The following is a 25,647-nucleotide window of genomic DNA, read 5'->3' as shown; positions in this document are numbered from 1 at the left end:
GTTCTCACCTGGGGAGGCGGGCCTGGAAGGTCGTGCCTTCCCGAGGGGTCTCCTGGTCGACGACGCCGAGGGTGCCACCGTGGTGGTGGGCGATGTCACGGGCGATCGGCAGGCCCAGGCCCGCGCCGCCGTGGTCGCGGCTGCGGGCGTCGTCGAGACGGGTGAACCGTTCGAAGATGCGCTCCCGGTCGCCGGGGTCGATCACCGGACCGTCGTTGCGGACCTCCAGCACCGCCTGCTCCCCCTCGGCGCGGACCCGGACCTCGACCGAGGCGCGGGCGTGGCGCTGCGCGTTGTCCAGCAGGTTGGTCACCAGCCGGCCCAGCCAGAGGTGGTTGCCCGGGACGACGACCTCCGGCGCGAGGTCCAGGTCGACGGGGCAGCGCTCCGCACCGCGGATGCGGACCGTGGCGGCGACCAGTTCGCCGAGGTCGACCGGGTCGGCGGGCCGGTCGACCGCGCCGGTGCTGCTGCTGAGCCGGGCCAGGAAGAGCAGGTCGGCGGCGAGGGCCTGGAGGCGCTCGGTGTCCTCCAGCGCGCCCTCGACCAGCTCGACCCTGACGTCCGGGTCCGGGTGGGCCAGCGCCACCTCCAACTGGGTACGCAGCACCGCGATCGGGCTGCGCAGCTCGTGCGAGGCGTCGGCGATGAACTGCCGCTGCCGCTGCCCGGCCACGTCGAGCCGGTCCAGCATCGCGTTCATCGTCGTCGCCAGCCTGGCGATCTCGTCTCCCCCGCGCGGGATCGGGACGCGGCGGTGCAGGGCCTGCTCGCCGATCGCGGCGACCTCGGTGCGGATCGCCTCCACCGGGCGCAGCGCCCGGCCGGTCACCCGCCAGGTGACGAAGGCGACCAGGAGCAGCAGCAGCGGGCAGCCCACCGCGAGGGTGAGCGCGGTGGTCGACTCGGCGGCGTCGGCGGCGACGAGGGAGACGCCGGTGTGGATGACGACCTCGTCACCCTTGGGCGTCACCGCGGCGATGGTGGTGACCTGCTGGTTCTCCTCCAGGCCGAGGATCTTCAGGTCCCACGGGGTCAGCGCGGTCACCAGCCCGCCGTCCGGTCCCGGCACGGCCTCCACCGCGCCGCCCAGGCCGGGGGCGGGCTTGATCCGCGGGACCGGGCTCAGTGCGGGGCGGCCCGCGACGTTCTGGCTGGCGGCCACCACCGCGCCGTTGGTGTCGACCACCTGGATGAAGTCGGTGCCGTCGCCGAGCGGCAGCACCCTGGTCAACTTGCCGTTCGTCACCAGCCTGGCCACTACGTCGGCCTGCGCGCGGGCACTGGTCGCCGCCCGTCCGTGCAGGTCCGCGCGGAGCAGGGAGAGCATCGACAGCGAGGCGACCGTCAGCGCGACGGCCACCACCGCGCAGGCCGCGAAGGTGGCCCGGGCGCGCACCGAACCGGGCGTCACCCGCATCCGGAACGCGCGGGCGCGACGACGCAGCAGGCGCAACAGCAGGATCCGCGCAGGCGGTTCAGCGCTCACGGGCCCGGACGGATCGACCACCTCAACCGCCTCAATCACCTCAGCCACCGTCCACCGCCAGCCGGTACCCGGCGCCGCGGACCGTCTGCACGGCGGCCCGGCCGAACGGCGCGTCGATCTTCCGCCGCAGCGCGCTGACATGGACCTCGATGACGTTCGGGTCGCCGTCGTAGAACTCGTCCCAGACGTGGTCGAGGATCTCCCGCTTGGAGACCACCTCCCCGGCGCGCAGCGCGAGTTGCTCCAGCACGGCGAACTCGCGGGCCGTCAGCCGCACCGGCGTGCCGGCGCGGGAGCAGATCCGCGCGGCGACGTCGACGACCAGGTCCCCGAGCCGGACCACCTGCGGCGGCCTGCTGCCGAGGCGCCGCGCGAGGGCGCGCAGCCGCGCGACCAGGACGACGAACGAGAACGGCTTGGAGAGGAAGTCGTCCGCGCCGGTGTCGAGCGCCTCCGCCTCGTCCCACTCGCCGTCCTTGGCGGTGAGCATGAGGATGCCCACGTCGTTCCCGGCCGCGCGAAGCCGGGAGCAGACCCGGTAGCCGTTCAGGCCAGGCAGCATGATGTCGAGCACGATCAGGTCGTAGGGCTGACGGGTAGCCTGCCGCAGTCCGGCGAGGCCGTCGTGCGCGACATCGACGGCGAAGCCCTCCGTCTCCAGCCCACGCTGCAGCGCGGCGGCGAGCCGCCGTTCGTCCTCCACCACCAGTACGCGCACGGGTTCAGGGTGACACGGCGCTCTGCGGGGAAGCTGAAGAGATCTTCAAGATCTTCAGCAGTGCTTCAGCGGTGGTCAGGCATTCTCGGCTCGCCCGGCACGACCTCCGAAGACCTGTGGAGCCGAGATGACCGACCCCGTGGACCCCCTGTTCCCCGCCTCGTCCGCCCCTGAGCCGGACCCGGCCGCTGACCTGGACCTCGACCTGACCAAGGAGCCCGCACCTGCACCCGCGCCTGCCACCGAGCCGACTCCTGCTCCCGCCCGATCCGGATCCGGTCTCCGCCGAGGGCTGGGCGGACGCCCGGCCCGGTGGGTGCTGACCGGCGTCGGAATCGTCGTGCTGGTCGGCGGCACCGCCGCGGTGACGGCGGCCGTGGTCAACCACGACAGCCGCGGCGTCGCGGTACGGGCGTTCCCCGGCGGGCCCGGCGGACTCCCCGGCAAGGTCGTCCTCGGCGGCCCCGCCGGTGTCGCGGGCGACGGGGGCGTCGTGGTCAAGGGCGGACAGGTGGTCGCCGTCACGGGTGCGGGTCCGGCGGGTGCGCTTCAGGGCCTCGCCCCGGCCCCGCTCCCGTCCCTCCCGGCGGACCAGGCCGCGGACAAGGCCGCGGCGGCGGTCCCGGGCGGCAAGGTCGAGACCCTGACCACCGTTCCCGAGCAGGGCGGCGGCAGCGCCTGGCAGGCCGTCGTCCTCGGCACGGACGGCGTCAGCCACCTGGTCACTGTCGACGGCACCTCCGGCACCGTCACCAGCAACACCACGGTGGGCGGCTGAGCTACACGCCGCGCGCTCCTGTGCGGCTCCGGTGTAGCCCGGCTCAGCCCACGGCCACCGGCGCGGCCTGCTGCTCGTGCGCCCACAGTGCACGCAACGGGCCGTCCACGGCGACCAGTTCGTTCCAGGCGCCGCGCTGCACCACACGGCCGTGGTCCAGGACGAGGACCTCGTCCACCGCCGCAAGTCCGGTGAGGCGGTGGGTGATCAGCAACGTGGCCCGGCCCTCGGTCGCCGCCAGCAGGTCCGCGGTGAGGGCGTCGGCCGTCGGGAGGTCGAGGTGCTCGGCGGGCTCGTCGAGGATCAGCACCGGGAAGTCCGCCAGCAACGCCCGTGCCAGCGCGAGGCGTTGGCGCTGGCCGCCGGAGAGGTTGGCGCCGTGCTCGCCGACCATGGTGGAAAGGCCGTCCGGCAGCTCGCGGACGAACGCGCCCAGCCGGGCGGCGTCGAGGGCCGCGAAGAGCTCGGTGTCGCCGGCGTCGGGGCGGGCCAGGCGGAGGTTCTCGCGCAGCGAGCTGTCGAAGACGTGGGCGTCCTGCGCACAGAGACCGACCGCACGGCGGACGTCCTCACCGGTCAGCGTGGTGGCGTCGGCGCCGCCCAGGGTGACGCTGCCCGACGCGGGGTCGAGGAACCGGAGCAGGACGTTGGCCAGCGTGGTCTTGCCTGAGCCGCTCGGGCCGACCACGGCGATGCGGCGCCCCGGCGTAAGGTCCAGGTCGACGTCGGCCAGCGCGGGCGTGGTGCGGCCGGGCCAGGTCGCGGTCAGGCCGCGGACCTGGAGCGGCAGCGGGTCGGCGGGCGCGGCGGCCGGGTGCTCCGGCTCACGGACCGGCTCGGGCGCGTCGAAGAGCTCCGCGAGCCGCGCGGCCGAGCGCGCGCTGCGGTGGCGGATCTGGGCGGCGGCGGTCAGGCCGGTGACGCCCTCGAACGCCGCCAGCGGCGTGAGCAGCAGCACCGCCAGGTAGACGCCGTGGAGCTGCCCGGCGGCGACGGCCGCGATGCCGACCGCACCGCAGGCGACAGCAGTCAGGCCGGTCAGCGCGGTGGTCAGGCCGACGCCGAGGCCGAGCCCGGCAGCGGAACGCCGCTGCAGGCCGGTCAGTTCAGCGTCCGTCGCGCGCAGCGCGGTGAGCCGGGCGGGGAGTGCGCCGCTGACGGTCAGTTCGGCGGCGCCGTCGAGCAGCCCGACGACCTCCCCGCTCAGCCGACCGCGCGCCGCCGCCTGGGCGCGCTCGGCGCGGAGCGAGAGCAGCACCGCGAGGCGCGGCACCACGAGCCCGGCGAGCAGCAGTCCGAGCGCGAGCACGACTCCGGCGAGCGGCAGCAGCCACGCCACCGCACCCACCGTCAGCACGCCCGCCAGCGCCGCGACGGCCAGCGGGAGGCGGTAGCGCAGCCAGTGGTCCTGCATCGCGTCGACGTCCGCGACCATCCGGGAGAGCAGGTCACCGCGCCGGAACGTCGCCCCGAGCCCGGCGGGCGCGAGGCGCTCCAGCCGGGCGTAGACGGTGGTGCGCAGCGCCCCGAGGCTGCGGAAGACCGCGTCGTGGCTGACCAGCCGCTCCCCGTAGCGGAGTACGGACCGGCCGATGCCGAAGGTGCGCACGGCCGTGACGGCGACCATCAGGTAGAGCACCGGCGGCTGCTGCGAGGCCCGCGAGATCAGCCAACCGGAGGTGCCCATCAGCGCGGTGGCGCAGACCAGCGCGAGCGCGCCGAGCAGGATCGCCAGGCCGAGCTTGGGCTTGGGGAAGCGCGACCACCCACCGACGGGGGAGTCAGCAGTTGCCGAGACGGCGACCTGCGGGGGAGCCGCCGCAGCGGTGCGCGCCGCCGGAACGAGGGGCGTCTCGACCGGCTCGGCAGCCGCCGCCACCGCACCGAGGTGGATCCGGCGGTCCGCCAGCGCCAGCAGCGCCGGGCGGTGCGCGGTCAGGATCACGGTCCGGCCGACGGCCAGGTCGCGGATCGCGGCGACGACCGCCGCCTCGTTCTCGTTGTCCAGGCCCGCCGTCGGCTCGTCCAGCAGCACCAGCGGGCGGTCGGCCAGGAAGGCGCGGGCCAGCGCCAGGCGCTGCCGCTGTCCGGCGGAGAGGCCGGTGCCGTCCTCGCCGAGGACGGTCCGCGTACCGAGGGGGAGTGCGGTCACGAACTCCCAGGCCTGCGCGGCGGTCAGCGCCGCGCACAGCTCGGCGTCGGAGGCGTCGGGGCGCGACAACCTGAGGTTGTCGGCGATGGTCCCGGCGAAGAGGTACGGGTGCTGCGGGACCCAGGCGATCCGGTCGTGCGCGGGCGCGGTCACCTCGCCCGAGGCGACCGGTACGAAGCCCAGCAGCACGCCCAGCAGCGAGGACTTCCCCGCGCCCGACGGGCCGGTGACCGCGACGGTCTTCCCCGGCGCGATCCGCAGCGACAGGCCGTCCAGCGCCGGGCGCTCCCGTCCGTTGTAACGGACCGTCAGGTCGCGTACCTCGACGCCGCCGTCCTCCGACGGGCGGACGACCGACTCCGGCGCGGGCGTCTCCAGCACCTCGAAGATCTGCTCGGCTGCCGCCAGGCCCTCGACGCTGGCGTGGTAGTGGGTGCCGACCTGGCGGATCGGCAGGTACGCCTCCGGGGCCAGTACCAGCACCACCAGGCCGGTTTCCAGGTCCATGCCGCCGTTGACCAGCCGCATGCCGATACTGACGGCGACCAGCGCCACCGACAGCGTGGAGAGCAACTCCAGTGCGAAGGAGGAGACGAAGGCGACCCGCAGGGTCCGCAGCGTGGCGCGGCGGTACTCGTCGGTGATCTTCCTGATCGACTCGGCCTGCGCCTTGGCCCGGCCGAAGACCTTGAGCGTCGGCAGTCCGGCGACCACGTCGAGGAAGTGGTGCGAGAGCCGTCCGAGCGTGCGCCACTGACGGTCCATCCGGCTCTGGGTGGCCATCCCGATCAGCACCATGAAGACCGGGATCAGCGGCAGCGTCGCCACGATGATCGCGGCGGATACCCAGTCGGCGAAGACGATCCGGGCCAGCACCGCGACCGGCACCACCACGGCCAGCGCCAACTGCGGGACGTAGCGGGCGAAGTAGTCGTCCAGCGCGTCCACCCCCCGGGTGGCCAGGGTGACCAGCTCACCGCTGCGCTGCGGCGACAGCCGCGATGGCCCCAGCGCCGCGGCCCGCTCCAGCAGTTGCTCCCGCAGCTGGGACTTGACCCGCGCCGAGGCCCGGTGGGCCACCGTCTCGGTGGCCCAGGCGACCACGCCGCGGCCGAGCGAGACCGCGGCCAGTGCGGCCAGCGGACCGCCCAACCGGCCCAGCCCCTGGCCGTGCTGGAAGCAGCCGACGACGATCTGGGCCACCAGCATCGCCTGCGCGACGACCAGCCCCGCACCGACCAGGCCGAGCGCGACCGAGGCCAGCAGGAACATCCGGGTGGCACGGGCGTGCCGCAACAGGCGCGGGTCGACGGGCTTCACGACGGGTACTCCTCGGACTGCGGGTGATGCTCGAACTACTGGGGTTGCGGGTCAGGCCGGGATGTTCGCGACGCTGATGCGGCGGCGGAACACCCAGTAGGTCCAGCCCTGGTAGAGCAGGACGACGGGGGTCGCGATCGCGGCGAGCCAGGTCATGATCCCCAGCGTGTACGCCGACGACGACGCGTTGCTGACGGTCAGCGACAGCGCCGGGTCGATCGAGGACGGCATGACGTCCGGGAAGAGGGTCAGGAAGAGCATCGCCACCGCGGCGACGATGGTCACCCCGGACAGCAGGAACGCCCAGCCCTCGCGGCCCAGCCGGTTCATGCCGATCGCGCCGACCAGCGCCACCACGGCCACGACCATGGCGAAGAGGCTCCAGCCGTCGCCGTGGTGCGCCTGGGTCCAGATCAGGAAGCCCAGCGCCAGCAACGCGGTGACCAGGCCCAGCTTGGTGGCCAGCGCGCGGGCGCGCTCCCGGATGTCCCCGGCGGTCTTCAGCGCGGTGAAGACCGCGCCGTGGAAGGTGAACAGGAAGAGCGTCACCAGTCCGCCGAGGATCGCGTAGCCGTTCAGCAGGTCGAGGAAGTTGCCGACGTACTCGAAGTTCGCGCCGATCTTCGTGCCGTGGACGATGTTGCCGAAGGCGACGCCCCACAGGAAGGCCGGGAACAGCGAGCTCCAGAAGATGGCGTGGTCCCAGTTGCGCTTCCAGCGCGCGTCGTTGCGCTTGCCCCGGTACTCGAAGGCCACGCCGCGGACGATCAGGCAGACCAGGATCAGCAGCAGCGCCAGGTAGAAGCCGCTGAACAGGGTCGCGTACCACTCGGGGAAGGCCGCGAAGGTCGCGCCGCCTGCGGTCAGCAGCCAGACCTCGTTGCCGTCCCAGACGGGGCCGATGGTGTTGATCAGGACACGGCGTTCCCGCTCGTCCTTGGCCAGCACCTTGGTGAGGACGCCGACGCCGAAGTCGAAACCCTCCAGGAAGAAGTAGCCGATCCACAGGACCGCGATGATCACGAACCAGACGTCGTCGAGATGCATGATCCAGGTCTCCTCAATACGCGTTCAGTACGCGTGATCAGTACGCGAACGCGAACGGCTTGTCGGCGTCCTCGGAACCGGCCGGGGGGCCGCCCAGGGTCGGGTCGTGGCGCGGCGGCTCCTCGTCCAAGGGGCCGGCCTTTGCGTACTTGACCATCAGCTTGACCTCGATCACCGCGAGGATTCCGTAGAGCAGGGTGAAGACGATCAGCGAGGTCCACTGCTCGCCGACGGAGACGCCGGGGGAGACCGCGTCGGCGGTGGTCATCAGGCCGTAGACGACCCACGGCTGACGGCCCATCTCGGTGAAGATCCAGCCCCAGGAGCAGGCGATCAGCGGGAAGAGCATGGTCCAGACGAAACCCCGCCACATCCACTTGTTGAGGAAGGGGCCGAGCTCCCGGTTCTTCGTCAGCATGAAGAGCGGCACCTCGTCACCGGCCCGTCGGTACTCCGGGGCCAGCCAGAACTTCCGCCTGGTCAGCCAGAGGCCGATGACGGCGATGACGAACGAGGTCATCCCGAAGCCGATCATCCAGCGGAACGCCCAGAAGGTCGTCGGGATGTTGGGCTCGTAGTTGGGCGCCTTGTCGCCGTACTTGGCCTTCTCAGCGGCGTTGATGTCGTTGATGCCGGGCACCGGTGAGGAGAAGTTGCCCTTGGCCAGGAAGGAGAGCAGTCCGGGGATGGTGATCTCGACCGAGTTGCGGCCCTTGGACACGTCGCCGTAGGCGAAGACCGAGAAGGGCGCGGGCGCCTGGGTGTCCCACAGCGCCTCGGCCGCGGCCATCTTCATCGGCTGTTGCTCGAACATGACCTTGCCCAGTGCGTCACCGCTGATCGCGGTGCCGAGGCCCGCTATCAGGCAGACCACCAGCCCGAGCCGGAGCGAGGACTTCATCGCGGCGACCGTCACCCGGTCCTGGTCGCCTCGCGCCAGCCGCGACGCCTTGCGCAGCTGGTAGGCGGCGATGCCGATCATGAACGCGCCGCCCACCAGGAAGGCCGCGGTCAGCGTGTGGAAGACGACCACCAGCGTGGTGTTCTGGAAGAGCACCTTGGGGAAGTCGGTCAGCTGGGCCCGCCCGTTGACGACCTTGTAGCCGACCGGGTGCTGCATCCAGGAGTTGGCGGCCAGGATGAAGTACGCGGAGAGGGTTGTGCCGATGGCGACCATCCAGATCGCGGCCAGGTGCAGCTTCTTGGGGAGCCGGTCCCAGCCGAAGATCCAGAGTCCGATGAAGGTCGACTCGAAGAAGAAAGCGATCAGCGCCTCGAAGGCCAGCGGCGCTCCGAAGATGTCGCCGACGAACCGCGAGTAGCTCGACCAGCTCATGCCGAACTGGAACTCCTGGACGATGCCGGTGACCACGCCCATGGCCATGTTGATCAGGAAGAGCTTGCCCCAGAACTTGGTGGCCCTGAAGTACTTCTCACGACCCGTCCGCACCCAGGCGGTCTGCAGGCCCGCGGTGAGCGCGGACAGAGCGATCGTCAGGGGGACGAACAGGAAGTGGTAGACGGTGGTGATGCCGAACTGCCATCGCGCCATCGTCTCGTGCGCGAGCGCGAGATCCACTGCGGTTCCCTCCTGATCATCCGAGCATCATGTCCATCTATGCACGGTTAATCCGACATAGGTGGGACGTCCCCACTGAACACAAAATGTTAGTGAGCTTGTGAACGTGAACACGATCACAAGCCATTATCACCACGGGTTTCCGCAGAGACTGACAGGGGGGTGGGGTGAGTCGGCAGAGCCACTACGTCCAGGCTGAGCTGGGCGAACAAGCCAAATCGGCAGTTGTCCGAGGGCCTCGGGTGTGTCGCCGGGCACACTCTCCGTCAGATGTGATGTGCGACTCAAGGACGGAGTCGGACGCGGTCAGGAAACTCAGGCGTGGACGGCCGGCGCCGGGGCTCCCGGCAGGAACACCCGGAAGGTGGCGCCCGCGCCGGGTGCGGTCTCCAGTTCGACGCGTCCCCCGTGGGCGGTCGTCAGCGCCGAGACGATGGCCAGACCGAGGCCCGCTCCCCCGCCGTCACGACGACTGCGGGACGCGTCCACCCGGTAGAACCGCTCGAAGACCCTGGCGGCCTGTTCGTCCGTCAGACCCGGTCCCTGGTCGCCGACCTCCAGCACGCCCTCGCCGTCGATCGTGCCCACGCCGATCCGCACCGCGGTTCCGGCCGGGGTGTGCTTGACCGCGTTGCCGACCAGGTTGGTGACGACCTGGCGCAGCCGCGCCTCGTCCCCCAGCACCACCGCCGCGCCGGGCGTCGGCGCACCGGCCGGGCCGGTCAGGCTGACGCCACGGGTCGGGTCGAGCGCGGTGGTGTCGTGCAGCGCGTCGATGGCCAGCGTGCGCAGGTCCATCGGCGCGAGCTGCAGCGGACGCTGCTCGTCCAGGCGGGCCAGCATCAGCAGGTCCTCCACCAGTCCGCTCATCCGGACCGACTCGGACTCGATCCGCTCCATGGTCCGCTTGACGTCCGCGTCGGTGGCCAGCGCGCCCATCCGGTAGAGCTCGGCGAAGCCGCGGATGCCCGCCAGCGGGGTGCGCAGCTCGTGGCTGGCGTCCGCGACGAAGCGGCGCATCCGGTCCTCGGAGCGGGTCCGCTCCGCGAAGGCCGCCTCGATCTGCGCCAGCATCGAGTTGAGGGAGCGGGCCAACCGGCCCACCTCGGTGTGCTGGTGGGCGTCCGAGTCGGGGACGCGGTGGGAGAGCGGATGCCCGGCGGCGATCGCCTCGGCTGTCTCCTCGATCCGGCGCAGCGGCTTGAGCCCGGTCCGCACCGCGAAGAAGCCCGCGACGGTCAGCAGCAGCAGGACGGCCGCGCCGACGGCGAGGAAGCCCTCGTTCAGCCGGGTGATCATCGCGTCGGTGTCGTCCAGCGAGGTCGCCACGACCACGCCCGATCCCGGCTGGTTGTTCACCGGCAGGATGAGCACCCGCCACTGGCCGCCGCCGTGGTCGGCGGGCACGGTGAACGGCTTGCCCATGGCGGCAGCCAGCGCCGTCGGGTCCAGCGTGGGCAGGACGGGCTTCGGGTCGCTCGCGTCGAGCTGCTGGGACTTCAACTGCCCGTAGGAGCCGTCCGGCCCGACCGCGACCGTCACGTACTGGCTGGGCAGCCACCCCGCGCCGTACCGCAGGCCCGGCAGGACCGGATGGCGGGCGGGTTTCAGCGCCACCCGCTCCATCTGCTGGCCGAAGCGGTCCAGTTGGCTGTCGACGCGCTGCATCTGGTTGTCGCGGACGCTGCCCAGCACGAGGGTGTCGCTGACCGTCAGCCCGAGCGCGACCAGCGCGACCAGCAACGCCAGCAACCGAACCCGCAGCGAGAACCGCCCGACGAGATGGTGCCGCGCCCGCCGCCGCAAGGCGAGCCGCCTACGCAGTCGGCCGGCGAAGGACATAGCCGATGCCGCGCACCGTGTGGATCAGCTTGGGCGCACCGTCCGCGCCGGAGTCCATCTTGCGGCGCAGGTAGGAGATGTAGGACTCGACGATGCTGAGGTCGCCGCCGAAGTCGTAGGCCCAGACGTGGTCCAGGATCTGCATCTTGGAGACGACGCGGCCGGTGTTGGTCATCAGGTACTCGAGCAGCTTGAACTCGGTCGGGGAGAGGGAGACCTGGCGTCCGCCGCGGGTCACCTGGTGCCCGATCGGGTCCAGCTCCAGGTCCGCGACCACCAGCCGGCCGTCCTCGGCGGGCCCGCCGGTCCGGCGCAGGATCGCCCGGATCCGGGCGATCAGCTCCTCCAGGCTGAACGGCTTGGTGACGTAGTCGTCGCCACCGGCGGTCAGCCCGTTGATCTTGTCGTCGACCCCGTCCTTGGCGGTCAGGAAGATCACCGGGATCTTGTCCCGGTCGCTGTCGTCCCGCAGCCGCCGCACCAGGGAGAAGCCGTCCACGTCCGGCAGCATCACGTCGAGCACGACGAGGTCCGGCCGCGCCTGCTGCACATGCGCGACCGCCTCCGCGCCGGACGCGGCGGAGGCCACACGGAAGCCTGCGAACCTCAGCGAGGCGGAGAGCAGCTCGCGGATGTTCGGCTCGTCGTCGACGACGAGCAGGCTTGCTTCGGCGGTGTCCATGGGCGCCCCCGGTGAGTTCAGGTCTGGCTCCGGCAGAGTAACGGGACTAGATGAGGACTTCATGAGTGAACGCTGTGGAGCTCTCTTTCCGAAGCATTAGGACAGAGGGACGCTGCAGACGTCTAGGCCCTGTCTGACAGACAGGGCCTAGGGGCGCGGGGAACTGCGCGGGCAACCACCCTGTGCGGATGGGCCCTGACCGTTCGGCCCGCCGGCTGCGTGGATGGCTTGCGCGCAGTTCCCCGCGCCCCTGAAGGCTTCAGCCGCCGACCTGGGTGACTGTCGATGCCGAGACGTCGCCGGAGGAGTCGGTCGTGCCGCGGACGGTGACCGTCGAGCCGGGCTTCAGGTCGGTGACGGTGCCTGTCGTGGAGAGGCTGACCTTGGTGCTGCCGCTGGTCGTGACCTTGACGATGTTGCCCGACGCGTCGGAGACGTAGATCGTGCTGCCGTCGACGAGCTTGACGGTACCGACCGTCGAACCCCCGCCGGCACCAGCCGCGCCGCCGCCGAACCCACCACCGCCGAATCCACCGAAGCCACCGCCGCCACCCGCGGCACCGCCCGTCCGGCCGGAACCCGTCGCACCGGAGCCCGTCGCGCTGGAGCCGGAGGCTCCCGCGGCAGCGAAGTTGCGGCCGCCGAAGCCACCCCCGCCCGTCGGGGCCTGGCCCTTCTCGACCTGGACGCCGCCGATGAAGCCGAGCCCCGCGACCACCGCGGCGCCGAGCACCAGCGTCAGCCACGGCAGCTTCCGCCGCGGCGGGGCCGCGAGCTCCGCGCTGATGTCCAGCGCGTCCGGCGGCTCGGCCAGGATGTCCTCGGGGGACAGCTGCTCCGTCGGTTCCTCGCCCATGTTCACGGCCTTCATGTTCACGGCGTTCATGTTCACGGCGTTCATGTTCACGGCGTTCCTCGCGTTCTCGTCCACGAGTTCCACGCGCACGTCCTCCTTCTGCAGATCACTCATGGCGCAGCGCCTCGATCGGACGCAGGCTGGCCGCCCGGCTCGCCGGGTAGCTGCCGAAGAACAGCCCGATGGCCACCGCGATGCCGAACGCGCCGTACACCGACGCCGGGATCACCACCGGCTTGATGCCGACGATGGTGAAGTGCGCGCCGATCAGCGCGATCACCACGCCCAGCCCGGCCCCGACCAGGGACAGCAGCGTCGACTCGGCCAGGAACTGACCGAGGATGACGCCCTTGGGCGCTCCGATCGCCTTGCGGATGCCGATCTCGCGGGTCCGCTCGGCGACCGTGACCAGCATGATGTTGGTGATGCCGATGCCGCCGACCAGCAGCGAGATCGCCGCCACCGCGCCGAGCAGCACGGTGAAGGTCTGCGTGGTCGAGCTACGGGTGCTCAGCAGCGAGGTCTGGCTGCTGACCCGGAAGTCGACCGCCGACGCGTTGGTGATCCCGTGGGTGCCCATCAGGATCGTGGTGATCTCGTTCTGCGCCTGCGTCGTGGTGTCGGCGGAGGTCGCCTCGACCAGGATCTGGCTCAGCGAACCGAAGCCGGTGTAGGCGTTCTGCACCGTCGGCAGCGGCGCGATGACCACGTCGTCCGGGTCGTTGAAGCCGCTGGTGCTGCTGCCCTTGGTGGCCAGCTCGCCGACCACCGTGAGCGGCGTGCCGCCCAGGATGATCTGCTTGCCGATCGGAGAAGCGGTACCGAACAGGTCCGACGCCGTGGTCGAGCCGATCACCGCGACCTTGCGCGAGGCCAGCACGTCGTCGTCGCTGAAGTAGTCGCCCTGGGCGACCTTGCTGTTGGACGCCTCGAAGTAGGCCGGGTAGGTGCCGATCACCGAGCTGACCGTGTGCGAGGTGCCGTCGTAGAGCGCCGTCTGCGAGGTCTGCACCTCGGGGGCGACGCCCTTGATGTCCGGAGCCTGGGTCGGGTCGGCCAGCGCCTTGGCGTCGGTGACCGTCAGCGGCTTGGTGCTGGTCGCGGTCGACTGGGCGCCGAAGCCCGCACCCGACGAGATCGTCAGCGAGTTGGTGCCGAGCGCGTCGATCGAGTTCTTGACCGCCTGCGACGAGCCGTTGCCGACCGCCAGCAGCAGGATGACCGCGGCGACACCGATCAGGATGCCCAGCATGGTCAGTCCGGAGCGGACCTTGTTGGCGGACAGGCCGTGGACCGCGAAGCGGAGTGTCTCGAAGGGGTTCACCGGATCGCCTCCTTGGCCAGGACGTCCGCTGCGGAAGCCGCGGCAGCTGCCGGACCTGCGGATGCTGCATTCGCCGCGGCCATCGCCGGGGGCGGCCCGACGACCGGAGCCTGTCGCACGTCGCTCACGATCAGGCCGTCGACCAGCCGGATCACCCGCTTGGCGTGGCGCGCGACCTCGTCCTCGTGGGTGATCAGCACGACCGTGCGGCCGGACAGGTTGAGGCGGTCCACGATGCCGAGGACCTCCCTGGTGCTGTGGCTGTCCAGGTTTCCGGTGGGCTCGTCCGCCAGCAGCATCGCCGGTGCGGTGACCAGCGCGCGGGCCACGGCGACGCGCTGCTGCTGGCCGCCGGAGAGCTCGTTGGGCTTGTGGTCGGCACGCTCGGCCAGGCCGACCATGCTCAGCGCGGCCAGCGCACGGCGACGCCGCTCGGCGGCCTTGACGCCCGCGTAGGCGAGCGGCAGCTCGACCTGGGCCACCGCCGAGGTGCGCGGAACCAGGTTGAAGGACTGGAAGATGAAGCCGATCTTGCGGTTGCGGACGAGCGACAGCTGCCGCTCGTCCAGCCCGCCCACGTCGATCCCGTCCAGCAGGTAACGGCCGGTGGTCGGCACGTCCAGGCAGCCGAGGATGTTCATCAGGGTCGACTTGCCCGAGCCGGAGCTGCCCATGATGGCGACGTAGTCACCCTGATGGACCGTCAGATCGACGCCCGCCAGGGCGTGCACGACCGCGTCGCCCATGCCGTAGGTCTTCACCAGGCTGCGGGCCGCGATGACGGGCGCGGGGCTCATCCGAGGCCACCCCCGCCACCGGCGCCACGACCGCCACCACGGCCACCGCCGCCACCACCGAAGCCGCCGCCACCGATGCCGCCCGGGAAGCCGGTGCTCGGGAAGCCGTTGCTGCCGCTGGTGGAGACCACCGTGATCTGGACCTTCTGGCCCAGGGTCACGCCGGAGAGGATCTGGTCGTCGGTGTCGCCCTGGACGCCCAGGGTGACCGGCGTCCGCTTGGTGGTGCCGTTCGGCTGGACCACCTGGACGCTGGCGCCGGAGCCGGTCCCGTTGACCGCCGAGGTCGGCAGGTAGAGCGCGTTGGAGGCGTCACCGACGTCCACCTGGACGCTGGCACTGAGGCCGGTGCGCAGGTTGGAGGTGTCGCCGAGGATCGCCAGCACCGCGGCGTACTGCACCGCGCTGGACGAACTGCCGCCGCCGGAGCCGGAGCTGGAGACGGGAAGCGAACTGATCGAGAGCACCTTGGCGTTGAACACCTGGCTGGTGTCGGCGTTCAGGGTCACCGTGGCGCCCTGACCGGCCTTGAGCTTGAGAGCGTCGCCCTCGGAGAAGTCGGCGTTGACCTCCATCCCGGTGGGGTTGGTGATCACTACGAAGCCGGACAGGGTGGACGAGTTGGACGAGGAACTGCTGGAGCCCGAGCCGCTGCCGCCAGAACCGGAACCGCTGCCCGAACCGCCGCCGGAGCCGGAGCTGCCGCCGGTCCCGGAGACCGACGCACCGACCTTGCCGGCCACGGAGGCGACGGTGCCGGAGACGGGCGCCTTGAGCACGGTGCCGTCGAGCGCACGCTGGGCGGCGTCGACGGCGTTCTGGGCGGTGGTGACCTGGTTCTGAGCACTGGCCAGCTGGGCCTGGTTGACGGTCGGGGTCGGCGAGGGCGCCGCAGCAGCCTGGCCGCTACCGCTGCCACCGCCAGAGCCCGAGCCGGAGTTGCCGCCGCCACCGCCCGAGCCGGAACTGGTGGACGTCTGCCCCTGCTCGACCTGGGTGAGGTTGGCCTGCGCAGCGGTCAGCTGCGTCTGGGCGGCGTTGAGCGACTCCTGTGCGGAGGTGGGGTCGACCTTGGCCAGGACCTGCCCGGCGGAGACCTTCTGACCAGCCGCCACATCGACTTCGGTGAGCGTGCCGCCGGTGGTGAAGCTCACCCCGGCGTCCGACGGCGAGGCCAGCGTGCCCGACCCGGAGACCGTCGCAAGGACATTGCCGCGCGCGACCGTCGCGGTACGCGTCGTCGTGGACGTCGTGGTGCTGCTGGAGCCCTCGGCCACGGTCGCCCACGCACCGCCGGCGACGGCCAGCAGCGCCGTGACGAGCACGGAGTTCAACAGGACGGACTTACGCCGTCGTGGAAGCACCTTCATGCGCCACACCTTGGCCGGGCGCTCCCAGCGGGCTCTGGGAGAAACCTTGGAGTTCGCTGGTTGGACATACCGGGCAGAACGCAGCATTGCCGTCTTTTGTGACTCCGCGCATCGGTTCGGGCGCCCCTGCGGGCGAATCCGGTCCCAGCGGATTCGAAGGATTCACCCAGGGCACCAACACCCCCGTGCGGTTCCTTCTTGACCCATGACGACACTCAGCCCTCGCACGGCCTGCGCAGCAGGTCTGCTCAGCCTCGGCGCGCTGCTGCTGTCCGGCTGTGCCTCCTCGGGCACCACCAGCAGTTCCTCGGCGTCCTCCCAGGCTTCCTCCTCGTCGAGCAGCCGCGGAGGTGCGGCGATGGCTGCGTACCGGCAGTGCCTCAGCCAGCACGGCGTGACCATGCCCTCCGGCCGCCCGACCGCTCACCCGAGCGGTGGCTACGGCGGCGGTGGCGGCTACGGCGGCGGTGGCGGCTACGGCGGCGGTGGCAACGGTGGTGGCGGCTTCGGATTCGGCGGCGGGGGCGCTTCCGCCAACCCGACGATGGCGGCGGCGATGCAGGCGTGCGCGTCGCTCCGCCCGAAGTTCGGCGGCGGCGGCAACGGCGGTCACGGTGGGTTCAACTCGTCCGCGATGGCGGCGTTCACGAGCTGTATGAAGGACCACGGCGTCACCCTCCCCGCGACCGGCGGCATGCGCGCCCTGAACACGGCGGACCCGAAGACGTCCGCGGCCTTCAACATCTGCAAGGTCCTGATACCCACCCGCAGCCCGGGCGCCGCGCCCTCAGCCTCGCCGTCGGCCTGAGGTTGCAACACCTGTAGGGGCGCGAGGAACTGCGCGAGCAACCACCCTGTCGGGATGGCCCTGCTCGTTCAGCGACACCACACACAGTGGCTTGTCGCGCAGTTCCCCGCGCCCCTTACGAGGTTGCAGCTACCGGCGGGAGCAAAGCACCCGCTTGCTCGCGCCCACGCGGCGGAGCCGCACATCAGCCGAGCCCCGCGCCCCTTACGAAGTTGCAGCTACCGGCGGGAGCAAAGCACCCGCTTGCTCGCGCCCACGCGGCGGAGCCGCACATCAGCAGAGCCCCGCGCCCCTTACGAAGTTGCAGCTACCGGCGGGAGCAAAGCACCCGCTTGCTCGCGCCCACGCGGCGGAGCCGCACATCAGCCGAGCCCCGCGCCCCTATGTGTTGCAACGTCCCCGGCGCCGAACGCTGAGGCCCCTGCCTACAGCTGCTTGCGGAACACTTCCGCAGTCTGCAGGAAGAGGTCGTTGGCCTCCGTCTCACCGATGGTGATCCGCGCGCCCTCGCCCGCGAACGGGCGGACCACGACGCCTGCCGCCTCGCACGCCGCCGCGAACTCCATCGTCCGCTCACCCAGCCGCAGCCAGACGAAGTTCGCCTGGGTCGTCGCCACCGTCCAGCCCTGGGCGACCAGCGCCGCCACGACCCGCTCCCGCTCCTCGACCAACGCGGCGACGCGCTCCAGCAGCGCGTCCTCCGAGCGCAGCGAGGCCACCGCCGCATCTTGCGCGAGCTGGCTGACGCCGAACGGCACCGCCGTCTGCCGCAGCGCCTGCGCCACCGGCTCGTGCGCGATGCAGAAGCCGACCCGCAGACCGGCCAGGCCGTACGCCTTGGAGAAGGTGCGCAGCACGCAGACGTTGGGGCGGTCGCGGTAGAGGTCGAGGCCGTCCGGCACCGCCTCGTCGCGGACGAACTCGTTGTACGCCTCGTCGAGGACGATCAGCACGTCACGCGGCACCGCGTCCAGGAACCGCTCCAGCTCCTCGCGGTGGGCAACCGTCCCAGTCGGGTTGTTGGGGTTGCAGACGAAGATCAGCCGGGTGCGCTCCGTCACCGCGGCCAGCATCGCGTCCAGGTCGTGGGTCTCGTCCGCCTTGAGCGGGACGCGGACACTGGTCGCGCCGCTGATCTGGGTGATGATCGGGTAGGCCTCGAACGAGCGCCAGGCGAAGATCACCTCGTCGCCCGGACCGGAGGTCGACTGCAGCAGCGACTGCGCGACGCCCACCGATCCGGTGCCGGTGGCGACATGCGCCTCCGGGACACCGAACCGCTGTGCCAGCTCGGCGATCAGGCCCGCGCAGGACATGTCCGGGTAGCGGTTGAAGCTCTGCGCCGCCTCTACCGCCGCCTCGAGGACGCCCGGCAGCGGCGGGTAGGGGTTCTCGTTGGAGGAGAGCTTGAATGCGGGCGTGCCGTCCGCGCCCTGCGCCGGCTTGCCCGGCTTGTACGCGGGGATGCCCGCGAGGGCCGCGCGCAGCCGGGGGCTGGGGGTGGTTTCGCTGCTCACCGTTCTCGTCCTCCATAAGTCGCGTCGCCCGCCACGTCTTCTTCGTCGTGGCACGCGTCGCCGTATCCGGTCGAGATCACCATACGAGCCGATAGCCGGAACCTCACCCGTGCGAGTGACATGTGCCGGTATGGCTCCGCGCAGACTCATGGGGCGACACCGTACGTCCATGGCCAAAACCCAGGCGATCTGCCCCGAATCGGTCGTTGGTGCAAGGAGAAAACACACCGATGTTCATGGAGAAACGTATCTCCGACCAACCGGGACAGACCATCCCCTTCTGACAGTTCCGCGCCATACGATCGGCCAGACATGACAGCAGCAGCGAATCACCACGGCCGTCGGGCGACCACCCGTGCGCGTCGGCTGGAACGCGCCGGGATCAGGGACGTCGCGGCGGCGGCCGGCGTCTCGATCACCACGGTGTCCGACGCGCTCAACGGCAAGGGGCGCCTGCCGGACGAGACCCGCAGCAAGGTGCGCGAGGTCGCCGAGCGGCTGGGCTACCGCCCCTCCGCCGCGGCGCGCACCCTGCGTACCGGCCGCTCCGGCCTGATCGGCCTGACGGTGACGACGTACGGGCAAGAACCGTTCACCTTCACCGAGTTCGCCTACTTCGCCGAGATGGCCAGGGCCGCGACCTCGGCCGCGCTCAACCGCGGCTACGCCCTGGTCGTGCTGCCGGCGTCGTCCCGGCACGACGTCTGGAGCAACGTCGCGCTGGACGGCACGGTCGTCATCGACCCGGCCGACCACGACCCGATGGTCGTCGACCTCTACCGCCAGGGACTGCCGGTCGTCAGCGACGGGAAACCGGGCAACTGCCCTGTCACCGCCTGGGTGGACAACGACCACCACGCCGCCGTGCTCGGCATCCTGGACCACCTGGCCCAGGCGGGCGCGCGCCGGATCGGTCTGCTCACCGGCACCAGTACGGACACCTACACCCGCCTCAGCACCGAGGCCTACCTGGGCTGGTGTCGCAACGTCGGCCAACAGCCGCTCTACGAGGCCTATCCGGCCCACGACCCGTGCGCGGGCGCGGTCGCGGCCGACCGCCTGCTGGCCCGGCCGGACCGGCCGGACGCGGTCTACGGCCTGTTCGACCCGAACGGCACCGACCTGCTCGCCGCCGCGCGCCGCTACAGCCTGCGCGTCCCCGAGGACCTGCTCTTGGTCTGCTGCAGTGAGAGCGACGTCTACGCCACCACCGAGCCGCCGATCACCACCCTCTCGCTCAAGCCCCGCCGGATCGGCACGACCGTCGTCAACCTGCTGATCGACGCGATCGAGGGCCTCACGCCGGACACCCAGGACGCCTCCGGGCAGGTGATGCCGACGGAGCTGATCGTCCGACGGTCGTCGCAACGGCGTGCCCACCGCACCACGGTGGCCGCCCCGCGCCCGCCCGGCGAGACGTGACCGGGAGCCGGGCCAGGTGAGTTGACGGAGTTCCACGGACCCCGCGGACCTCGTCGGAACCTGCCGGAGTCCCCCGGAGTCCACCGCAGTCCGCGGCAGTACGCCGGGTTCGGGGAAGGTCCGACGGATTTCGCGGGGCTCCGGAGGCGTCCGGGCGACTCCGACCGGTGGGCTGGAATCCGGTTCGGTCGCCGTCCGTCACCAACCGCCTGACCTGCCCCTTTTTGTCACTCATTGCTCCACCGTTGGCCGGTGGTCGATCCGCGCAGAGCGAACGATTTCAGCAGCCTGATCCCTCCCAGGTGCGGACGCCGGGAAGGACAGCTTTATACGATGGGCGGCATGACACCCGTGGACCGTCCCGCCTGGCCTGACCAGCCGGACCCAGGCCCGCACGCCACGCAGGCAGCGGACGGGTCCACGGCGTTCGACTTCTTCGCGCCCGCGACCCAGCCGCAGGCGCAGCGTGCGCCCCGAGAGGCGACGCATCCGGAGCCCTCGGGCACCCTGACGGAGTTCGGCATGCCCGTCGTGACGCGCAGCGAGACGCCGACGGTGGCACACGCAGGGACGCACGCGGAGACGCACGGGGGCGCGCAGGCGGGGATCCACACCGACCTGGGGCCGGAGATGAACCTCGACCTCTCCGCGCACATGGCCGTCGCCGCGCAGTTGGGCGGGCCTCAGATGAGCGTGCCGCCAAGGCCCGCCGCCGCGATGCCCGCGGCTGCGATGAACGTGCCGCCGGTGTCCGTACCGCCCGTTCATGCCGCGTCGCCGGTTCCGCCCGCGTCGTCCGTTCCGCCCGTGCCGACTGTTCCGCCCGTGCCGACTGTTCCGTCCATGCCACCGGTCTCTCCGGCGGCGGCCGCGGCCGGACCGCAGGTCGGCATGGCCGCCGCGCCGCAGGACCCGCCGACGCTGGAGCTGGGCGCGCCGATCCAGCCCAACGGCCCGGCAATGCCCGGCCCGGCGATCCCCGGCCCGGCCGACGCCACGCTCGTCGACGGCATCCAGCCCACCCCCGAGGGCCCGCTCTACGTGATCGGCGACGTGCACGGATACCTGCAGGAGCTGCTCGACGGCCTGCACGAGCAAGGGCTGATCGACTCCGAGGGCCGGTGGAGCGCCGGGCGTTCCCGGCTCTGGTTCCTGGGCGACTTCACCGACCGGGGCCCGGACGGCATCGGCGTCATCGAGCTGGTGATGCGTCTCGCCGCCGAGGCCGCCTCGGTCGGCGGCTACTGCCGGGCTCTGATGGGCAATCACGAACTGCTGCTGCTCGGCGCGGACCGCTACGGCGACGAGGCGGTGCAGTCGAGCGCGGGCACCGCGTCGTTCCTCGCCGCCTGGCGGCTCAACGGCGGTCAGCCCACCGACATGGAGCGCCTGGAGGACCACCACGTCGCCTGGCTCTCCCGGCTCCCCGCGATGTCCGTCGAGGACGGCCACCTGCTGGTCCACTCCGACACCACCGCGTACCTGGAGTACGGCGACTCGGTGGACGCGGTCAACGACGCCGTCCACCAGGTGCTGAACCACGGCGACGCGGACGAGTGGTGGGACTGCTTCCGGCGGCTGACCAAGCGCTTCGCCTTCCGCGGCGACAACGGCGCGCAGTCGGCGCGGGAGTTGCTCGACGTCTACGGCGGCCACCGCGTGGTCCACGGCCACAGCCCGATCCCGTACCTGCTCGGCGACGCGCCCAGCGAGGACGGCCACTCGGGCATCCAGGTCACCGGTCCGCACGTCTACGCGGAGGAGCTGGCCGTGGCGATGGACGGCGGCGTCACCATGGAGGGCGAGGGCCGACTCCTCATCGCCCGACTGCCGCTGAGCTGAGCCAGACCGAGCTGAACCAGGCTGAACTGAGCTGAGCCGAGCCGACAGTTCGTCCGTTCCTCCGTTCGCATGCCGCACGCATGCGCGAGCAGCTTGCACGCGGCAATTGCCAGAAGCAACTCCTGCCCCACCCGGCGCGGGAAATTCTGGAAAGCGACTGTCACTGTGTCAGTGCCCGCGCCTAGCATGAGGGTCAGTCACTCACCACTGACGAACAACCCCCAGCTGAGCAGCCCTGACGGCCTGCCTCACGGCAGGTCGCGATATTTCCACGGGGGAGCATAACGATGGATATCGCTCCGCACATGCAGGCCGAGGACAAGCCCGACTACGTGCGGATCCTGGACGAGGCCCTGCAGAGCTCGCACATCCGCGACTCCCTGCGCGCGGCCCGGGGCGACGTGACCGCCGCCCAACTGCACGACCGCGCCCTGCGCGACCTGGACGAGGTCGCGTCCGGGGCCTGGCCGGAGTACGAGCACTACCGCGCCCTGCGCGAGCAGTTCGCCGAGCTCGCCGCAGGTCCGGACACCGACCGGCTGGGCAGCGTCGACCCGCCCAAGTGGGTCGCACCGGACACCCCGCTCGAGGCGGCCAACCGGGCCGGCTTCACCGCGATGGCCGCGGTGCTGGCGCCGGTCCTGGCCTGGCTCAGCGCGCTGGTCCTCTGGCTGACCGGTATCGCGGTCCGCGCGGGGTCGCCCGGTCTCGCGCTCGGCCGTCAACTGGGCACCGCCGCAGGCGTGCTCGCGATCGCGGGCGGTGCGGCGCTGGTCGTCGCCACGGTCGGCCTGCTGCTGACCGCCCGTCGGGACGCGGCGGCCCCGCCGCTCCGTCCCCAGCCGGAACTGGCCGCCGACATCGCCAAGGCCCGCGAGGTGTGGCGCAGCGCGCTGCGCGACCGCGCGGTCCTGCCCTATCTGGAGCGCGAACTCGCCTCGCGCGCCGCCGCGAACCACATACCCAAGCCCCCGGCGCGCAGCCGCGTCGACCTCATCCGGCAGAGCCCCCGGCTGGGCTTCAGCAGTCCGGGTTTCACCAGCCCGGGCTGCGAGGGGATCACCGACGGGCACGGTGCGGAGAAACCGGAGAAGGAACGCGAGGACGAGATCTACTTCTCGTCCCCGGGGTTCAGCTCCCCCGATTTCACCTCACCTGGCTACAACGGGCCGGAGCACCTCGGCCGTTTCCTCCCGAACCCGGAGGACTGAGGGCCCGCCCCGCTGCTCCCGTTGGCCGCGTCAGCCCTGCAGCTCCGCGGCGACCAGCTCCGCGATCTGCACGGCGTTCAGCGCCGCGCCCTTGCGGAGGTTGTCGTTGGAGACGAACAGCGCCAGGCCGTTGTCGACGGTCTCGTCACCACGGATACGGCCGACGAAGGACGGGTCCTTGCCGGCCGCCTCCAGCGGCGTCGGGACCTCGGAGACGACCACGCCCGGCGCGTCGGCCAGCAGCTCGTACGCACGCTGCGGGCTCAGCGGGCGGGCGAAGCGGGCGTTGATCTGCAGGCTGTGACCGGTGAAGACGGGCACGCGGACGCAGGTGCCGGAGACCTTCAGGCCGGGGATCTCCAGGATCTTCCGGCTCTCGTTGCGGAGCTTCTGCTCCTCGTCGGTCTCGTTGCTGCCGTCGTCGACGAGCGAACCGGCCAGCGGCAGCACGTTGAAGGCGATCGGCTTGGCGAACTTCTGCGGCTCCGGGAACTCGACGGCGTCGCCGCTGAAGGTCAGCTGGTCCGACGCCTCGGCGACCTTGGCCGCCTGCTGGTGCAGCTCGGCGACGCCAGCGAGGCCACCGCCGGACACGGCCTGGTAGGTGGCGACGACCAGCGTCTCCAGCCCGGCCTCCTGGTGGAGCGGCTTGAGCACCGGCATGGCAGCCATGGTCGTGCAGTTCGGGTTGGCGATGATGCCCTTGGGGCGGTTGGCGATCGCGTGCGGGTTGACCTCGGAGACGACCAGCGGGACGTCCGGGTCGCGGCGCCAGGCGGAGGAGTTGTCGATCACGACGGCCCCGGCGGCGGCGACCTTCTCGGCCAGCGCCTTGGACGTCGAGCCACCCGCCGAGAAGAGCACGATGTCCAGGCCGCTCCAGTCGGCCGTGGCGGCGTCCTCGACGACGACCTCGCCGCCCTTCCACGGCAGCGTGGACCCGGCCGAACGCGCGGAGGCGAACAGCCGCAGCTCCGTCACCGGGAACTCGCGCTCCTCCAGAATCCGGCGCATGACGCCGCCGACCTGACCAGTGGCACCCACGATTCCAATCCTCATGCCCTCTACAGTAAGCGCCCGGCGCAATGAAGCGAGCGGATATCCGAGGGCCGGACAGCCCCTGAGCTGCGACGACGGGGCACGGACAGGAAGCCTTCCGGGCCGGACAGCCTCCCTGCCGCAAAGCGTCCGGGGGTGGCGTGAAGAACCCGTACGAAAATTTCCCGTGCACCCGCCGGTCCGGGCGGCGACATGGGTCGCGAGTCTATGTCCGACAACACGCTCGACCATGCCCCTCTCGTGCGCAAGCAACACCGCTGAGCGAGGGGCTGGGCCGCTGCTACGCGTGCCCGCGCTTCAGGTGCAGCGCCAGCGTCAGCAGCAGAACCGGCAGCCCGACCGCGTGAAAGGTCACGTCCACGGCCGTCCCGGACCGCACGGTGAACGCCATCCCCACGACGAACCCCGCGACGGCGAACGCGAGCGCGCCGAGCATGAGTCCCCAACTCCGCTCGGGTGAGCGCCACATCCGGTAGCCGGCGGCCAGCAGCACCACCCCGATGACCGCCTCGGCGACCCCTGCCGACTCCGGGTCGTAGGGCGGCCCTCCGCCCGAGATCACATGCGTCAGGTGCAGCGCCGCCATGACCAACAACGACACCCCGGCTCCACCCGCCAGCGCCACCACCCGCGCACCCGGCGCGAGTTCGCTCCGATTCATCGCCATGCCCCCAGCCTCCGCCTCCCGCCCCACCCGGGCATCGCACCGGGGAAGGCAGTCCCGCTACCCCCGAGGGAGTACACGGACGCCGAGCAGACCATCGGACAAGTACGACAGAAGGCGTAACCGGGAGGCATACGAATCGTTGGCCAGGGTGCGCGTAGGCAAACCAGGGCGAGACGACTCGAAACTTCTGTGAATCTGTGAGCAGTCCGGGTAGGACCCGGCGGGATGAATCCGTGGCCGTATGCGACCTACGCCCCTAGCCGCTGGGTGGTGCGGTGCAGGACCTCTGTCCATTGCTCACATACGGATTCACGAAGGGACGGCACACCCATGCCACCCGAACTCGCTCTCGTCGAGTCGCGCACCCTGCGCGCGAGCCTCAACCACCGGGTCGAGGCGCTCGACAAGGTCAAGACCCTGATCATGCTGCCCGACGGCACCTACGTCACGACCCGCATGGTCGCCAGCTACTTCGAGGTCCCCGAGAGCACCATCAAGAACCTCACCCAGCGCCACCGAACCGAACTCGAGGCCAACGGCTTCCGCATCCTCAAGGGTGTGGATATGTCAGGCTTCGTAGGACGCAATATGAGTCCTACGCAGGTCAGCGGGCGCGGAGTCGCAATCTACGACCGCCGCGCCGTCCTCAACGTGGCCATGCTGCTGCGCGACAGCACGGTCGCACGGCGGGTGCGCAGCCACCTCCTCGACGTCGAGGAGCAGGTTGTCCACAAGGCCGCCGACGTTCCACAGCCCCGCGCGTACCGGCCGTCGCCGGGCGCCCGGCTCGGTCCCGGGCCGCACTGTGACGAGTACGAAAAGACCTCCAGTAACCCCGAGTTGGAGGCCTGGCGACGGGTCATCGACGGCGATGTCGTCGATGACCCGTCCGGCGGTGAGGACACCGAGGACGGTCTGCCACCGGACTGGCCCGAGAGCGTCGACCGTCGCCTTGACGCGATGGGCCGCGTGACCGGCGCCATGAGCCACAAGCTCGACGGCGTCGGCCAGGACGTCCGCCGGATGCGCAAGGACGTCAACGCCCTGCGCAGCGATATCCACAGGGCCAACCACCGCCGTTGAGCGGCCTGTGGACAACCCACTGAAGTGAAAGGCTCGGGCCCGGCGATCAGTTGACCGCCGGGCCCGAGTCGTTGTGCAGCCAGG

The 25,647-nt window shown here is 71.2% G+C and carries 20 protein-coding genes; 6 read left to right on the top strand and 14 right to left on the bottom strand.

Features of this window, described 5'->3' with window-relative positions:
• Window positions 1-4 precede the first annotated feature (4 nt).
• Complete coding sequence (locus tag ABH928_RS11975) at window positions 5-1,489, bottom strand: ATP-binding protein (protein WP_370065161.1); 1,485 nt, start codon at window positions 1,487-1,489, stop codon at window positions 5-7.
• A gap of 40 nt (window positions 1,490-1,529) precedes the next feature.
• Complete coding sequence (locus tag ABH928_RS11970; protein WP_370065159.1) at window positions 1,530-2,207, bottom strand: response regulator transcription factor; 678 nt, start codon at window positions 2,205-2,207, stop codon at window positions 1,530-1,532.
• 127 nt (window positions 2,208-2,334) lie between these two features.
• On the opposite strand from ABH928_RS11970, the gene ABH928_RS11965 reads away from it, so the two are divergent.
• On the top strand, window positions 2,335-2,985 hold the full coding sequence (locus ABH928_RS11965; protein ID WP_370065157.1) for a hypothetical protein: 651 nt from the start codon (window positions 2,335-2,337) through the stop codon (window positions 2,983-2,985).
• A gap of 43 nt (window positions 2,986-3,028) precedes the next feature.
• Here ABH928_RS11965 and cydD read toward each other — a convergent pair whose 3' ends face one another.
• The 9 genes from cydD to ABH928_RS11920 all read right to left on the bottom strand — a co-directional run bounded on the left by cydD (window position 3,029) and on the right by ABH928_RS11920 (window position 15,954).
• Window positions 3,029-6,457 carry a thiol reductant ABC exporter subunit CydD gene (gene cydD / locus ABH928_RS11960; protein WP_370065155.1) on the bottom strand — a complete coding sequence of 1,143 codons (3,429 nt, stop codon included), beginning with the start codon at window positions 6,455-6,457 and terminating at the stop codon, window positions 3,029-3,031.
• Window positions 6,458-6,508: 51 nt separating this feature from the next.
• Window positions 6,509-7,504: a cytochrome d ubiquinol oxidase subunit II gene (cydB, locus tag ABH928_RS11955; protein ID WP_370065152.1), complete on the bottom strand. Its 996-nt coding sequence runs from the start codon at window positions 7,502-7,504 to the stop codon at window positions 6,509-6,511.
• Between the two features lie 37 nt (window positions 7,505-7,541).
• A complete protein-coding gene (locus ABH928_RS11950; protein WP_370065150.1) occupies window positions 7,542-9,083 on the bottom strand; it encodes a cytochrome ubiquinol oxidase subunit I in 1,542 nt (513 codons plus the stop codon).
• 315 nt (window positions 9,084-9,398) lie between these two features.
• Complete coding sequence (locus tag ABH928_RS11945) at window positions 9,399-10,925, bottom strand: sensor histidine kinase (protein WP_370065148.1); 1,527 nt, start codon at window positions 10,923-10,925, stop codon at window positions 9,399-9,401.
• Window positions 10,900-11,607, bottom strand: a complete 708-nt coding sequence (locus ABH928_RS11940) for a response regulator transcription factor (protein WP_370065146.1) — start codon at window positions 11,605-11,607, stop codon at window positions 10,900-10,902. Before ABH928_RS11940 ends, ABH928_RS11945 begins: the two co-directional genes overlap by 26 nt.
• 259 nt (window positions 11,608-11,866) lie before the next feature.
• Window positions 11,867-12,577, bottom strand: a complete 711-nt coding sequence (locus tag ABH928_RS11935; protein WP_370065144.1) for a hypothetical protein — start codon at window positions 12,575-12,577, stop codon at window positions 11,867-11,869.
• The gene (locus ABH928_RS11930; RefSeq protein WP_370065142.1) at window positions 12,570-13,787 is read right to left on the bottom strand and encodes an ABC transporter permease; all 1,218 of its coding nucleotides are present in this window, start codon (window positions 13,785-13,787) and stop codon (window positions 12,570-12,572) included. Before ABH928_RS11930 ends, ABH928_RS11935 begins: the two co-directional genes overlap by 8 nt.
• The gene (locus ABH928_RS11925) at window positions 13,784-14,584 is read right to left on the bottom strand and encodes an ABC transporter ATP-binding protein (protein ID WP_370065140.1); all 801 of its coding nucleotides are present in this window, start codon (window positions 14,582-14,584) and stop codon (window positions 13,784-13,786) included. Before ABH928_RS11925 ends, ABH928_RS11930 begins: the two co-directional genes overlap by 4 nt.
• Entirely contained in the window at window positions 14,581-15,954 is a 1,374-nt protein-coding gene (locus ABH928_RS11920) for an efflux RND transporter periplasmic adaptor subunit (protein ID WP_370065138.1), read from the bottom strand. The genes ABH928_RS11925 and ABH928_RS11920 overlap by 4 nt, the downstream gene beginning before the upstream one ends.
• A gap of 205 nt (window positions 15,955-16,159) precedes the next feature.
• Between ABH928_RS11920 and ABH928_RS11915 the strand changes: the two genes are divergently transcribed.
• Window positions 16,160-16,762 (top strand): hypothetical protein, encoded by a 603-nt coding sequence (locus ABH928_RS11915; protein WP_370065136.1) that lies wholly within the window; start codon window positions 16,160-16,162, stop codon window positions 16,760-16,762.
• A 425-nt stretch (window positions 16,763-17,187) separates the two neighbouring features.
• On the opposite strand, the gene hisC is transcribed toward ABH928_RS11915, so the two are convergent.
• Window positions 17,188-18,279 carry a histidinol-phosphate transaminase gene (gene hisC / locus ABH928_RS11910; RefSeq protein ID WP_370065134.1) on the bottom strand — a complete coding sequence of 364 codons (1,092 nt, stop codon included), beginning with the start codon at window positions 18,277-18,279 and terminating at the stop codon, window positions 17,188-17,190.
• A 312-nt stretch (window positions 18,280-18,591) separates the two neighbouring features.
• On the opposite strand from hisC, the gene ABH928_RS11905 reads away from it, so the two are divergent.
• The 3 genes from ABH928_RS11905 (at window position 18,592) to ABH928_RS11895 (ending at window position 22,754) form a co-directional block, all read left to right on the top strand.
• Complete coding sequence (locus ABH928_RS11905) at window positions 18,592-19,701, top strand: LacI family DNA-binding transcriptional regulator (protein ID WP_370065132.1); 1,110 nt, start codon at window positions 18,592-18,594, stop codon at window positions 19,699-19,701.
• Between the two features lie 342 nt (window positions 19,702-20,043).
• Window positions 20,044-21,543: a metallophosphoesterase gene (locus tag ABH928_RS11900; protein ID WP_370065130.1), complete on the top strand. Its 1,500-nt coding sequence runs from the start codon at window positions 20,044-20,046 to the stop codon at window positions 21,541-21,543.
• A gap of 287 nt (window positions 21,544-21,830) precedes the next feature.
• Window positions 21,831-22,754 carry a hypothetical protein gene (locus tag ABH928_RS11895; RefSeq protein ID WP_370065128.1) on the top strand — a complete coding sequence of 308 codons (924 nt, stop codon included), beginning with the start codon at window positions 21,831-21,833 and terminating at the stop codon, window positions 22,752-22,754.
• A 30-nt stretch (window positions 22,755-22,784) separates the two neighbouring features.
• Here ABH928_RS11895 and ABH928_RS11890 read toward each other — a convergent pair whose 3' ends face one another.
• Window positions 22,785-23,813 carry an aspartate-semialdehyde dehydrogenase gene (locus ABH928_RS11890; protein WP_370065126.1) on the bottom strand — a complete coding sequence of 343 codons (1,029 nt, stop codon included), beginning with the start codon at window positions 23,811-23,813 and terminating at the stop codon, window positions 22,785-22,787.
• 280 nt (window positions 23,814-24,093) lie between these two features.
• A complete protein-coding gene (locus ABH928_RS11885; protein ID WP_370065124.1) occupies window positions 24,094-24,480 on the bottom strand; it encodes a hypothetical protein in 387 nt (128 codons plus the stop codon).
• Between the two features lie 330 nt (window positions 24,481-24,810).
• Between ABH928_RS11885 and ABH928_RS11880 the strand changes: the two genes are divergently transcribed.
• Window positions 24,811-25,563 (top strand): hypothetical protein, encoded by a 753-nt coding sequence (locus ABH928_RS11880; protein WP_370065123.1) that lies wholly within the window; start codon window positions 24,811-24,813, stop codon window positions 25,561-25,563.
• Window positions 25,564-25,647 lie beyond the last annotated feature (84 nt).

The sequence above is a fragment of the Streptacidiphilus sp. MAP5-3 genome, assembly GCF_041262505.1.
GTDB lineage: Bacteria > Actinomycetota > Actinomycetes > Streptomycetales > Streptomycetaceae > Streptacidiphilus.
Note: the sequence above shows the minus strand (reverse complement) of the source record. Positions and strands in the feature narration are given on the sequence as shown.